12 protein-coding genes and 1 pseudogene are annotated in these 13,540 nt (G+C 57.9%); 4 read left to right on the top strand and 9 right to left on the bottom strand.

Annotated features, from left to right (window positions below; all coding sequences use genetic code 11):
• Both RUA4292_RS08820 and RUA4292_RS08825 read left to right on the top strand, forming a co-directional pair.
• Positions 1-239, top strand: a 239-nt coding sequence (locus RUA4292_RS08820) for a hypothetical protein (protein ID WP_058277276.1), incomplete at its 5' end; no start/stop codon positions are given.
• Between the two features lie 103 nt (positions 240-342).
• A complete protein-coding gene (locus tag RUA4292_RS08825; RefSeq protein ID WP_058277277.1) occupies positions 343-1,338 on the top strand; it encodes a helix-turn-helix domain-containing protein in 996 nt (331 codons plus the stop codon).
• Positions 1,339-1,573: 235 nt separating this feature from the next.
• Here the strand turns inward: RUA4292_RS08825 and RUA4292_RS08830 are convergent, their stop codons facing one another.
• Positions 1,574-3,211, bottom strand: a complete 1,638-nt coding sequence (locus tag RUA4292_RS08830) for an adenylate/guanylate cyclase domain-containing protein (protein WP_058277278.1) — start codon at positions 3,209-3,211, stop codon at positions 1,574-1,576.
• Between the two features lie 120 nt (positions 3,212-3,331).
• Positions 3,332-4,024: a Crp/Fnr family transcriptional regulator gene (locus tag RUA4292_RS08835; RefSeq protein WP_058277279.1), complete on the bottom strand. Its 693-nt coding sequence runs from the start codon at positions 4,022-4,024 to the stop codon at positions 3,332-3,334.
• A gap of 181 nt (positions 4,025-4,205) precedes the next feature.
• Between RUA4292_RS08835 and hemA the strand changes: the two genes are divergently transcribed.
• Entirely contained in the window at positions 4,206-5,429 is a 1,224-nt protein-coding gene (gene hemA / locus RUA4292_RS08840) for a 5-aminolevulinate synthase (RefSeq protein WP_058277280.1), read from the top strand.
• A gap of 58 nt (positions 5,430-5,487) precedes the next feature.
• Here hemA and RUA4292_RS25755 read toward each other — a convergent pair whose 3' ends face one another.
• The 6 genes from RUA4292_RS25755 to RUA4292_RS08870 are packed head-to-tail and all read right to left on the bottom strand — an operon-like array spanning position 5,488 to position 10,906.
• Positions 5,488-5,820, bottom strand: a complete 333-nt coding sequence (locus tag RUA4292_RS25755; protein ID WP_503167697.1) for a cytochrome C oxidase subunit IV family protein — start codon at positions 5,818-5,820, stop codon at positions 5,488-5,490.
• Entirely contained in the window at positions 5,781-6,329 is a 549-nt protein-coding gene (locus RUA4292_RS08850; RefSeq protein ID WP_058277282.1) for a cytochrome c oxidase subunit 3, read from the bottom strand. Before RUA4292_RS08850 ends, RUA4292_RS25755 begins: the two co-directional genes overlap by 40 nt.
• Complete coding sequence (locus tag RUA4292_RS08855) at positions 6,326-8,248, bottom strand: nitric oxide reductase activation protein NorD (RefSeq protein WP_058277283.1); 1,923 nt, start codon at positions 8,246-8,248, stop codon at positions 6,326-6,328. Before RUA4292_RS08855 ends, RUA4292_RS08850 begins: the two co-directional genes overlap by 4 nt.
• A 9-nt stretch (positions 8,249-8,257) precedes the next feature.
• A complete protein-coding gene (locus RUA4292_RS08860) occupies positions 8,258-9,067 on the bottom strand; it encodes a CbbQ/NirQ/NorQ/GpvN family protein (RefSeq protein ID WP_108861896.1) in 810 nt (269 codons plus the stop codon).
• Between the two features lie 5 nt (positions 9,068-9,072).
• A complete protein-coding gene (locus RUA4292_RS08865) occupies positions 9,073-10,440 on the bottom strand; it encodes a cbb3-type cytochrome c oxidase subunit I (protein WP_058274912.1) in 1,368 nt (455 codons plus the stop codon).
• Between the two features lie 16 nt (positions 10,441-10,456).
• Positions 10,457-10,906 carry a c-type cytochrome gene (locus RUA4292_RS08870; protein ID WP_058277285.1) on the bottom strand — a complete coding sequence of 150 codons (450 nt, stop codon included), beginning with the start codon at positions 10,904-10,906 and terminating at the stop codon, positions 10,457-10,459.
• A gap of 802 nt (positions 10,907-11,708) precedes the next feature.
• Here RUA4292_RS08870 and RUA4292_RS25255 point away from each other — a divergent pair.
• Positions 11,709-12,268: pseudogene (locus RUA4292_RS25255) on the top strand (Hint domain-containing protein).
• 27 nt (positions 12,269-12,295) lie between these two features.
• Here RUA4292_RS25255 and RUA4292_RS08880 read toward each other — a convergent pair.
• On the bottom strand, positions 12,296-13,474 hold the full coding sequence (locus RUA4292_RS08880; protein WP_058277287.1) for an NnrS family protein: 1,179 nt from the start codon (positions 13,472-13,474) through the stop codon (positions 12,296-12,298).
• Positions 13,475-13,540 lie beyond the last annotated feature (66 nt).

The following is a 13,540-nucleotide window of genomic DNA, read 5'->3' on the forward strand; positions in this document are numbered from 1 at the left end:
TCATCGACGGCAAGATCGACGCGGAGAACAACCCGCTGAAAAACGCCCCCCACACGGTGCGCGATCTGGTCGGCGACTGGGACAGGCCCTACAGCCGCGAACAGGCCTGCTTCCCCCCAGGCTCCATGGGCGTCGACAAATACTGGTCCCCCGTAAACCGCGTCGACAACGCATATGGCGACAGAAACCTAATCTGCACATGCCCCCCAATGGACGCTTACGAAGAAGCCGCAGAGTAAGCGAGCTTAAACTCACGACCGACCCCCGAAATTATGGGGGTCGGCCATAAGAAATGGGCGGTGCCCCGAAGGGAAAATCCAAAGACCATCAGGTGGAGGAACAATGAAACACTATGTCCTCAAAAATGCCCGTTCACGGCAAGCCTGCGTTGCCAGGCAAACACCCAACAGAAATCATCACGTCGATGTTGTCCTCTCTGGCGAGGACACCGAAGCATCTGCACAGATCGTCCTGGATTTCTTTGATGCCTTGAACAGGCTGGTCGAACATCATTCTTACATCATCAACATTCGCAGGTTGGCTAAAGATCCGGTCGAAGGGCCGCTGTATTGGTCTGGGCGAACGGCACTGTTTTGGGGGGATATCCACGAAAACTGGCGGTTGAATGGCTCTGAGAAATCCTGGACCTCGCAGGTTGTGAACCTGTCGTCGCGCACAATACTTGTCGGCAGCGCTGTTTTGCTCCTTGCTCAGATCGGGCGGGCAGAAAAAACAGTCGCCGCAGTGCACCCCAACTTCACGGCCGCAGCACAGGAAATCGGACTGATCGAAGATGGATCGGGTATCCACATGGCCTATGATAACCGTTTGCACAGCGCATCGACCCGGTTAAGCGCATTACGGTTGTTGTCCAATTTCGTTTCGATCGATCACGGAGAGCACCTCGCAGACACTCTGCGCGGATACATCGGCCTGTCCGAGCCTAAAAGGACCACCAAGAGTCATATTGCAATCCGGCTTTTCCAACGGTCCGAGGCCGATCCACAAGTGCGCCGAGCCATCGAAACGATGAGTGATAATCTTGAGGAGCCATTGCGGATCTCGGATCTGGCGCTAATGCTGGGTACGTCTACCCGACAGTTGCAGCGTCGGTTCCTGAACAGAACCGGCACAAAGCTTTTGACAACGTACAGAGAGTTGCGTCTGGAACGGGCTGACACGTTGCTTCGGACAACGGATTTGTCGCAGCGAGAGATTTCGGCAGCCACCGGGTTTTCTTCTGCCGTCGCTTTGGGGCGCGCCTTTCGCGCCCATTACAAGACATCCCCGGACGACATCCGAAATCAACGCTTTGCGGGACAGTTATCCGCCAGGTAGGACGAAAAGGACCGCGCCCCGGCAAACAGTCGGTTCGTCACCCTCACCTTAAGTCAAACACACTCGCTGACCCACGCGTCGGGTGAGTTGCCGTTCCCATTGGGCCGTCTTCAGAGTGCGCACTGAAGCCGTTTTGGTTGGCTCAGTCTTGTAGATTGCAGGCGCTCTCATCGCTGGCACATGACCGCCGGACCCCGCCTTTTGAAGTTACGACGGGCGCAACTCCCTGCATTTGTCAGGGATAGGGGGCACAAACGTGAGGCGCCGCCCGGCTTTCGACCAGACGCGCCAATTCATAGGCAGAAACGCGGGTTCCTATGCCTTTCAGATCGAACGGTCCCGCCGGGGTCATATCTATCCGGACCTGTCGCGCAGTTGCATTTGAGACAAGCACCTGACCGTCCTTGGCGATTTCACACAGGCGTGCCGCCAGATTGGGCGCAGGCCCGATGGCCGAGTAATCCACACGACCCTCAAAACCGATCCGACCCAAGGTTGCTGCGCCAGTTGCGATCCCAATGCCGAGGCCAAGACCATGCTGCGCTGTACCCGCCCTGTATGGGACCATCGCCTTTCGAACATCCACTTGCATTTTCTGGGCCAGATCAACGGCTCGCTGCGCAGCATCATCCAGCGGCACCGGCGCGCCGAACAAAACCATCAAACCGTCGCCAAGAAACCGTTCCAATGTTCCCCCGCAGGCTTCGACAAGCGGTCCACAAGTGCCGTGAAATGAGTTGAGCGCCGAGACAACCTGATCCGCATTGGCAACGGTGGCGAAGGCCGTGAACCCGCGCAGATCAGCAAAAAGAACTGTGATCTCGGCCTTACGGGTTCTCAAGACATCCGCCTCATCCGTCGCGCCGACAATCATCGCTGCCACCTGCGCCGGCAAGAAACGTTTCAGACGATTGGTGCGCTCGATCTCTTCTATCTGGTTGGCGACCCGAGTTTCCAACGCTGCATTCAAATCGGCCAGTTGGGCTTTTTGCACTTCGACTTGCCCGTAAAGCGCACCCAGTTTTTCGCTGGTCTGGTTCACGTGGTTTGCCAGCTCGCCCAGTTCGTCCCGATTGGGAACCGTAATCCGGTTGTCGAACCCACCCCGGGACAGCTTGCTGAGCACCGCATGGATGCGTTCGATCGGCCACAACAGGGACGACGAAATCGAATATCCCAACAAAAGGGCAATCCCAATCGCTGCGATCGCCGCAGCCGTGATGCTTAGACGTGAAGTCAAATATGCCCGTTCTGTTGTCCGCGCCAGTTCGCGCACTTCCTGTTCGACATCCTGCGCCACGGTATACGCCTCGCGCTGCATGGCTTGGAGCGGCTCGAACATGTGGTCGATACCGTATTGCGCTGCGGCTAACAGATCGCCTTCGCGGTTCAGACGGCGCAGTTCAGTGATTGCCGGTAAAATGTCCTGAAGGTCAGATCGAAGGTTCGCGATCGCCTGCGCATCCGGCATTCCGGGCTGTCCGAAACTGCGAAAACCAAGGGCAAGGTTTCGCTCTAGTGCTGCCGAAACGTGAAGTATCGAACGCGTAGAAGCCCCCAGAACTCCGTTCTGACGAGGAAAGTCTTTCAGATTCTGCGGAACGAACAAGGACAGTAGGTGTGTGTTCAGGTTCGAGATCGTCGTGTGGGTGTCATTAAAAAACGCAATACGCTCCTGATCGCGCATCATCGTCTCGGACCGCAGATTGGCCTGATGCAAGGCATATAGACCAAACAACACCAAACAGACCAGCAGACCGGTTATTCCTAGAAAAGCCACCAGCAGCTTGGCCCGAACCGAAAGAGCGACCTTGGCGACGCTGAGCGCAACCAAGGGCGGCCTGTCAGGGCCACCGTTGCGGTCGTGTGTCATGCTGCACCCCCCGCCGAAATACGCGGCAGAACTGGCAGCACTATACACAAATATGCAAAAAATCGCTAGCAAATAGCTCGAAATGTCTGCGCAAATAAGCCAGCCGAAGCGGAATGTGCGCTACTTTTCGGACGAGTCGCTTTCGGCGTAGTCACGAAGTCTTTGGATATCCGCGATTTCGGCGTGATTGCGATTGATCTTCACACCCACCGGCTTGAGCCGCGAAAACGCCCTGCTCAGACTTTCGGGTTTCATGCCCAAGCGCCCGGCAATCAGCATTTTATCGTAAGGCAGCTCGACTTCGCAGCCGCCAGACACCTTGTCGGACAGGTTCAGCAGAAACTCGGCCACCCTCTGTGCGCCGGTCTGAGCCTTGAGCTGCTCTAGCTGCGCGACCAGTGAATGCAAATGGGTAAAGGTCGATGCCAGGATCGACACGCCAATCTCAGGGTCTTCGCGCATCAGGGACAAAAGAAGTGGGCTGGGAAAATGCATGATTTCGCAGGCCGAAACAGCCTCAGCAGAGACTGGGTAAGGCACATTGCGCAGCGCGACCGCCTCACCAAAGCTTTCGCCACGGGTAAAGACGCTGACGACGGCCTCGGCCCCAGTCGGCGCCATGCGAAACAGCTTGACCCAACCCGCCAGAACCACGTGTACGGCCTTGGCCTCTTCCTCCTGCAGAAAGATCGTCTCACCCCGGTCGTAGCGCCGCCAGATCGCATGGCTGAGCAGTTTGTCGATTTGGTGCTCTGGCAGGCTTTTCAGCAATAGCGACTGTCTGGCGATTGCCTTTTGTGTTTCATGGGCCAAGAAGTGCCCCCTTTTTCCCTGGCCAATCTCTCAGCCGGTACATTCGTTGCCTTATGGCTATGCCAAACCTGAATCCTCTGCACCAGCTTTTTCCTGCGCCACAACTTGACAATTGTCATGTCATCGCACCGCCACCATGCCTAACCTTAGGTCAAAGCCAGTATTCCCGGGAGTGTGTGAGATGGACTACCAGCGATTTTTCACCCAGAGCCTTGATGATTTGCGGGATGAAGGAAACTATCGCGTTTTCATAGATCTGCAACGGAACTGCGGGGCCTTCCCGAACGCGCGCCAGACTGATGGAGCGGTGCAGCGAGATGTGCGTATCTGGTGTTCCAACGACTATTTGGGCATGGGGCAGCATTCGGAGGTGATTGGTGCGATGCATGACGCACTGGATCGCTGCGGTGCAGGTGCGGGTGGCACGCGCAACATCTCGGGCACAACACATGACCACGTGCTGCTGGAAAATGAACTGGCCGATCTGCACGGGAAAGAGGCCGCGCTGCTGTTCACTTCGGGCTATGTCTCGAACTGGGCCGCGCTTGGAACTCTGGCGGCCAAAATCCCCGGCCTGATCGTTTTCTCTGATGCGTTGAATCACGCGTCGATGATCGAAGGCATCCGCCATTCGCGCGCGCAAAAGGTCATCTGGAAGCACAACGACCTTGAAGACCTAGAGGCGAAACTGGCCGCGGCCGCCCCCAACGCGCCCAAGATGATCGCGTTTGAATCTGTCTATTCGATGGATGGCGACATCGCTCCGATCAAGGGTATCTGCGATTTGGCCGACAAATACGGCGCGATGACTTATCTGGATGAAGTTCACGCCGTTGGTCTTTACGGCCCCCGTGGCGGTGGCATTGCCGAGCGTGAGGGGCTGATGGACCGGCTGACCGTGATCGAAGGCACGCTGGGCAAAGCATTCGGCGTGGTTGGCGGTTACATCGCCGCTTCGGCTGCGCTGTGCGATTTCGTGCGCAGTTTTGCCAGCGGGTTCATCTTTACGACCGCCCTGCCCCCCGCGATTGCAGCTGGTGCTGCGGCCTCGATCCGGCATTTGAAACAGTCGAATACCGAACGTGATCTTCAAAAAGCACGCGTGGGGCAGGTACGTGCCCGACTGGATGCCGAAGGGATTCCTCACCTTTCTAACCCCAGCCATATCATCCCCGTGATGGTAGGCGATCCGGTGAAATGCAAATTCATCTCGGATACGCTGTTGGAAGAGTTCGGTATCTATATCCAGCCGATCAACTACCCAACCGTGCCCAAAGGGACCGAGCGTTTGCGGATCACCCCTTCGCCTGTGCATACGGACGAGGATATCGACCATTTGGTCGGCGCCCTGTTGGCCCTGTGGCACCGCTGCCAGATCGCGCGGATACCGATGGCTGCTCAATAGCCATGGTGCCCAATCGCACCTGAGAACTTGCCGCTCTTGAAGGCGGCTTTTTCTTTGGTCACATGCGGTAGAGGGAAAAGATGACGAGCACAAAGCCGGTCAGCACCGCTGTGAATCCGCGCAGCCAGACCTGACTTTTTGCGAGATCCAGGTACAATGCAAGGATAACGCGGGCTTTGATCAGCGCGAGGATCAGGATACCGGCGCCCAGAAGCTCCGGTAGTACGGGCAGCATGGTCAACAATGCGGAAACAAGGCTTAGCGCGAGCAACGTAAGCCAAGCACGCGGGAGTGAGTTCGGGAGCCTCTGGCGGGCGCATTTGAAAAAAGATGAGGCCTGTGACACGGTGCCTATCCCAGAAGGTAAATCACGGGAAACAGCATGATCCATACCAGGTCGACCATGTGCCAGAACTGAGCGCCAGCCTCGATATTACGTGCATCGTCGCGCCAGGCAACGAGCAGCAGGATACCCACCCCTGCCAACACATGTGCTGCGTGAAACCCGGTCAGCAGGTAGTAGAACATGAAAAACGGGTGGGTCTCAAACGTAATCCCCTGCGCCGCTTTTCCCGTGTACTCGACCCCTTTGATGATCAGGAACATTACTCCCAGCAGGGCAGCACCGATCAAGGCAAGACGCGCGGCACCACGGCGTGCCACCTTGCGCCAGTTCAGCGCCTGCGCGGCGAGGTAACCTGACGTGACCAGCACGGCTGTATTGAAGGCCGCACCCGTGCGATAAAGATGCGACTGCGCCTCGGCAAAGCCCGCAGGGTCGGTCAGGCGAACGGCCATGAAGGCGATCAAGCCTGCCCCGAATACCAACAACTCCGAGATGATGAGCACCCACATCAACAACTCACCTGGAAGCTCGTCGATCAGGGAGGTATCGCTCATGCGCCGACCAATTGGCGGTAGATCTGCGGCAGCGCCATGGTCAGGCGGTGCGGGTCGGGGATGACCGCAAACCCACCTTGTCCGAACATTCGCGGGAACCAGCTTTTGCCGGTTTTGTCGATGGTCACACCGAACACCGAATGCCCGGCGCGGCGCGCCTCGCGGACGGCCATGCAGGTATCTTCGATACCATGGCGCCCCTCGTAATGGTCCAGATCGTTAGGCTTGCCATCGGTGATGACCAGCAGCAATCGCCGCTTTCGGGTTTGACCTGCTAGATCCGCCGAGCAATGACGGATCGCGGCCCCAAGCCGCGTGTAGTGGCCCGGCCGCAGCGACGCGATGCGCTGTTCGACGGTCGTACCCATCGGCTCATCAAAGCGTTTGCAGCGCTGGACGTAGACGCGCTGGCGTTTTAGCGAACTGAAGGCGTGGATGGCGAAATCGTCACCACAGGCGTTCAGGCCCCAGGCGAGCGCGGCGAGTGCCTCGCGCGCGATGTCGATCACGGCCCGTCCTGTGACGGCGCTTTCAGTGGAGCGGCTGACATCCAGCAGGATCGAGACGGCAAGGTCGCGCGCCTCGGGACGGGATTGCATCCAGATACGCTCGGTTCCTTCACCATTTGCGCAGCGATCAACCTGTGCCCGTACGGCGGCCTCGATATCCAGTTGGTCGCCATCCAGATGGCCGCGCGTCATGACACGACCGGGGCGCAACGCCTCGAACTGGCGCTTGACCGCGCGGATACGGCGGGCGGTGGCTGGGTCCTTGCCAAACTCGGCCGCGTCTTCGCGGATATCTGCATCCGAGAGCAGAACATTGACGTGATCGGGCAGATACCGACCCGTACGCACATCCCATTCGGGATAGAGGATACGGCCCGACAAACGCTCTCGGTTCACATCCTCAGGGGCGAGGTCCAGATGCAGTTTCAGCTTGGTGGGCGGGGCTTTTGAGATTTGTCCAAGGCCAATCTCTTCTTGGTCGTCGGCAGCCTTTTTGGCGTTGTCGGGATCATCGTCATCGATACGGCGATTGATGTTTAGAAACTCAGCCCAGCTGAGGATGGCTTCGAACTTGTGTAGGATAAAGCTGTCGCTGCGGGACGCCTGATCGGATTTGCGACGGCGGGCACGGTGAGTTTTCTCGCCGGATTCTTCGGGCGGACCCTCGGTATCAGGGTTTTCGACCTCGTTATGTTCGGAAAAGCCAACCGCGCGCAGATCGGGCCACAGTGGGACCGGGCGCATCGGTTGATAGCCCCGCGGTGCGTTCAGTTCATCGTCCATCGCCAAAAGGTTTTCGGCCTGCTCCGACAATTCGGCGCGATCACCCAGACTGTGCCGGATCAGCTCTTCGACAGCCGCCTCGACAGGCGGAAGGTTGGGAGTGTCGCGTTGAAGCAGAACACCTTTGCAAAGCTCGGTGTAAAGCGGGCGAAGGCCCGGGGCGCCTTCCAATGTCGCCTCGACCATGCTTTGCGCAGCGATCAGCGCTCGCAAATCGGCGCGCAGCGGGTCATCTTCGTCAATTCGTGTTCCGGCATGCGCGGCTGCTGCTGCCAGCCAGATATACAATGCGCCGTTTGCCTCGCGCACTGGAAAAACCGCCAGACGGTCGGGCAAGCGCAGCACTTCACCATCAAACGAGGCGCGCGGCATCATTTCCACCTCGGCCCCCAAACGGCGGCGCCAACTTAGGCGGTGGTGTGAAACCTCGGGTGAGACCGGGCGTAATTCAACGCCCGGACTACCCCCAAGCCCTCGGAAGAGGACGGCCAGCCGCCCCGCGACCTGTGACAGGTCGACCGCGGCTCCATCATGCACCTGAGGTGCATCGAGACGGCTGGCAAGGGTGTGCCACAGTTTCCCGATCGTTTCTTCGGGTTCCCATGGCTCAAAGTCGATCTTGACCATCGGCCGGCCTCACCCAAAGACAGCCGTGACAAGATCGAGGAGCCCGCGTTTGATATCCTCGTCATCAGTCAGAGGTTCGATCATTGCGGCAAGAATGGCGCGGTCGGTCGACATGCCCTGCGCGATCAGCGTCGCGGCATAGACGACCAGACGGGTGGAAACGCCTTCCTCAAGATCCTGACCCTTGAGCCCGCGCAGTTTGCCTGCAAGGCGCACCAACGGCTTGCAGCGTTCCAGCGGCAGACCGCTTTCCTGCGCAACGACTTCGGCCTCCATCTGAGGCGACGGAAAGTCGAACTCCAGCGAGATGAACCGCTGGCGGGTCGAGGGTTTCAGGGTTTTCAGTATATTCTGGTATCCGGGATTGTATGAGGCGACCAGCATGAAACCGGGGGCAGCCTCAAGCTCTTCGCCGGTGCGGTCAATCGGCAGGATGCGTCGGTCGTCGGTCAGCGGGTGCAATACGACAGTTACGTCCTTGCGGGCCTCGACCACCTCGTCGAGATAGCAGATTGCACCTTCGCGCACCGCGCGGGTCAAGGGGCCATCAACCCAGACGGTCTCTCCGCCCTTCAGCAGGTAGCGCCCGATCAGGTCAGCGGCGGCCAGATCATCGTGGCAGGCAACGGTATAAAGCGGGCGGCCAAGACGGGCGGCCATATGAGCCACAAAGCGGGTTTTTCCGCAGCCTGTCGGACCTTTCAGCAGGACCGGCAAGTTGTTGGCATAGGCGGCGGTGAACACATCGCATTCATCGCTTTGGGGCAGGTAGAAGGGGGCGTCAGCCGCCCCCGTTCCCATTTGAATGGAGCCATCCATTTGCATCACTCCGCTGGGGTTTCAGCTGCGCCCGGCTCGATGATCTCTTTGCGAGGCACCCAGACCGAGTAGATGAACAACAGCGCACCAAGGACCACCACGACGCCAGAGCCAAAGCGCATCCAGTAGAAGATCGCGATCTGGTCTTGCACGTCCATGAAGTAGTCTCCGACCACGCGCTGCATGTGCGTCTGCACGGTTCCGCCGAAAGTCAGCACAAAGGTCATGAAGACCATGCCGCTGGTCATCAGCCAGAACGACCCCATGTTCATCACCTGATTGTACGGATCGCGGTTTTTGAGGATCGGCATGGCATAGCTGAAGATCGCCAGGTTTAGGCAGACATAGGCACCGTAAAAGGCCAGGTGACCGTGGGCTGCGGTGATCTGCGTACCGTGGGTATAGTAGTTCACCCCGTGCAGCGTGTGCAGGAAGCCCCATACCCCGGCGCCAAAGAAGGCCAGCGTGGCACAGCCAAGCGACCACAAAAGCGCGGCCTTGTTGGGATGGTCCCGACGGCCCTTCCAGACCATGACGAAAGCAAAGGCCATCATCGCGAAGAACGGGATCACTTCGAGGCTCGAGAAGATCGAACCGATCCACTGCCAGTACGCGGGTGTCCCGATCCAATAGTAGTGGTGCCCAGTTCCAAGGATGCCCGAGAACAACGCGGCCGCGACGATGACATAAAGCCATTTCTCGACCACCTCACGGTCAACACCGGTAAGCTTCAGCATCAGGTAGGCAAGGATCGAGGCCATGATCAGTTCCCACACACCTTCGACCCACAGGTGGACAACATACCACCAGTACTGCTTGTCCAAGGACAGGTTGCCAGGGTTGTAGAAGGCAAACAGGAACAGCAGCGCCAGCCCCCAAAGACCCAGCAGCAAGATGTTGGTGATCGCGGTCTTCTTGCCCTTCAGAACCGTCATCGACACGTTGTAAAGGAAGATCAGTGCGGCCACGACGATGCCGGCCTTGACCCATTTGGGTTGCTCAAGGAACTCGCGCCCCTCTTTGCCCAGCAGCCAGTTTCCTTCGAACAGGTTGAACGTATAGGTCAAAACCACGCCCAGTGTACCGACCACCAGAATGATCAGCTGCAGATATGCCAGCATGGGCGAATGTATTTCACGCTCTGCCTCTTCCGGGATCAGGAAGTACGCCGCGCCGAAGAAGCCCAGGATCAACCAGACGATCAGCGCATTTGTATGTAGCATCCGCACAATGTTGAACGGCAGAAGCTCGCTCAGGAAATTAGGCGACACATAAATCCAGCCGGCGATCAGACCGCCGATTACCTGGATCGCGAAAAGGCCCATCGCTACGGCAAAGTAGGCATAAGCAATTTTTTGGGATTCGTATTTCATTACTCTGTTCCCTTCCTCAGCCGGCCTCGTTGGGCGGCCAGTCCTGAGCGTCGATATTGTCCGTCCAGATCAGGAAGTTGGTCAGATCACGGATTTCTTCGTCGCTAAGGTTGAAATTGGGCATCTGCCGACGACCGGGAATGCCTGTGGGCTGTGCTTCCATCCATCCCTTGAGGGCATCAAAGGCTGATTCCGGATCATTCAGAACATCCCACCGGGTCATCACGTTGCCGACCTCTGGGGCAAAATAAGCCCCTTCACCCAGGATCGTGTGACAATTGATACAGGCGTGTTTTTCCCAGACGTGTTTGCCCCGCACCACGCTGTCATCAAGATTCGCGGCATTCTCGGAATTCACGATGTACCAGTGGGAATGGGCCGACAAAGCCAGAAAGATAAGAATAAAGAACAGTGATCCGCCATAGAAAATATTGCGGGCCATGCTCTTGGTCATGACTTCTCGCATCGCGCTCTCCTTTGCGCAGATTAGCTTGTGAAGATCAGCATGCAGGTGGGGCCGGTGCAGTGCCTTAACGAAAGTCAAGACTGGAGAATTGTTGCGCTATGGCAAAAAAACAGCCGCGTTCATGAATTCAAAAAAGTGCCGTGGTATTGCCTTGAAACAAGGGGATTGAGTAGCGATTGTTGCTGAAAAATGCCCCTGAATGAAGATTTTCGTGCCAAAAGCACTGGCTGAAACGAATAGCGCGCGTGACAAGAGATAGTGAGTACAAATGGCAATCTATTCCTACATTGAATATGATCCCGACGTCATTTCGGTCATAACTGCGGGGCCAGACCGGGTAATTTTGGACACCGATTTCGACCCAAGCACCGACCGGCGGGTATTCAATGTCGAAGATGCCGCAGGCGGGAACATTCTGTCCCGTCCAGGGGAGCCAACTCTCCCCGATACCGGCACCGTTTTCAACGGTGACTACAATAGCGACGAAAACGGGGATGACTTAACGCAAACCGGTACGGTCACCAACCTAAAGGGGTCCAGCACATTTCTAAGCGGCGATATATACCTCGAGGAATCCTATATCCTGACGGATCCGGATGGCGGCACCATTACCGTCTTCCGGGTCGAGGTAGAGGGTACTCTGGCAGGCTTCATAACGTCTGAGCCTTTGGAACCCGGCACCGTTTACTCGATGACTATTGTAAACGTCACACCTTACAATGCGCCGGATACATCCGACCCCACATCCATCGTTGATGTGCCTTGTTTCACCGCTGGAACACTGATCGAGACGCCAGATGGCATGCGCCCTATCGAAGCGCTCGCGGTCGGGGATGAGGTGGTGACGATGGACAGGGGTCCGCAGCGTATTCGCTGGATCGGCGCACGCGCATTGACCGGCCAGGAGCTGTCAGAAAAGCCCAAGCTCCGACCCATCCGAATCGCAGCGGGCTGCCGCAGCGGGACTTGCTGGTATCTCCACAGCATCGCATGCTGGTGCGATCAACTGTTGCGATCCGTATGTTCGAAACCAGCGAAATCCTTGTGGCTGCACACTCGCTGGTCGGCATTTCTGGAGTATCCGTCGAGGAAGGCGCGGAATCGGTCGAATATTATCACATGCTCTTCGAACAGCATGAGATCGTCTTTGCCGAAGGCGCCCCATCCGAAAGTCTGTTTGCCGGCTCCGAGGCCCTTAGGACTGTGCCGCCCAAGGCGCGGGCAGAAGTGCTGGAGCTGTTTCCCGCGCTGGCCACAGAGGGTTTCGTCCCACCATCCGCCCGTCCGATTCCTACGAAAGGCAAGCAGGTTCGGAACATGGTGCAACGTCATATCAAGAACAGCCGACCGTTGATCGAGTGACATTGGCCTCTTGGAACGACGAGGTGCCTAGCTCCGCGTCGCGCGCGGGCCGGTCAAAGCAGGCCACATCGAGATCAGGTAAAGCGCAAAGGCGGTGACCCACAAACCGTCCGACAACAGCATCGCAACCAGATAGCCTGCTTCCAACTCGGCACCGATCCAGCGCGACAACGCCGCCGCCGCCATCAATCCATAGGCCACAACCATAGGTCCAGGCGCTACCAGCGCGCGACCGCTATGTCCAAGCGCGGCGCGGCTCATGACGGCCAATGTCATGCCACCTACGCAACCGATACCAAGGACATGCAGTGCGGCAACCTCATTGCCAATGCCCAGAACCGCCAACCCCCACAGGATCAGACCCAGTGCCAGCATGCCCAACCCCAGATGCAGCGCCAGCAGGATCGGTTCACGCGCAGCCCAAATTGTCCGCCACCGAGCCATGCGCAGGATTTGCACCACGCCCAACACCAGCGCAACTACGCCTGCAGCACCCCAATCGCCTGATGCCAAAACGCTGAGCGGCAGGATAAGCGACAACCCCATAACTGCTTTGTTCAGCGCAGCGACGGAAACGGGCCAGTCAGCCTCAGACACCCCGGCGCGTTTCATGGCGTTGCGGGTAAAGGCCGGCGTGATCCTTCCGCCCAGGATGGCAATCATCGCGCAGAGCGTCAGCAAACTCATCCGCAGCCCGGATTGTAACGTGTCATCCGTCAGCCCGATCCACTCAAAATGAGTCAGCAAGTCCGCGATCCAGATCAGGCTGAGCAACAGTAGGAAAATCATGTTCTGCGGTTTCGGCCGGCGGATCAACTGCGTCGCTATCTTGGCTGCAAGGATCGGAACAAACGCAAGGTCGATCACGGCAACCATAACCGGCGGCAACATCCCGGAAAACCACATTGCCATCCGGCCTGCCAGCCATATCCCTACCGCAAGGGCGATGAACCGCGCGCGCGCGTCAGGTGCACCGGTCCAGTTTGGCACCGCCGTCAAGAAGAACCCGCCCAGCGCCGCGGTGGCATAGCCAAAGATCATCTCATGCGCATGCCACATCGGCGGCGTCATGCCGTAATCCGGCACCATGTAAGGCACCGTCAGCCACAATCCCCAGACTAGTCCGACAAAAAGGCCATACAGCCCGGCGGACAGAAAGAATACGCGGAACCCCTCACCAAAAATACGGGTGATGACTGCGGGCATGGCTGCTCTCCTAGGTCGTTTTTCCAAGCCCTAGCAGCCTGCTTGTCCGCGGCACTTAACCAAAAT

This window comes from Ruegeria atlantica (genome assembly GCF_001458195.1).
Taxonomy (GTDB): Bacteria; Pseudomonadota; Alphaproteobacteria; order Rhodobacterales; family Rhodobacteraceae; genus Ruegeria; species Ruegeria atlantica.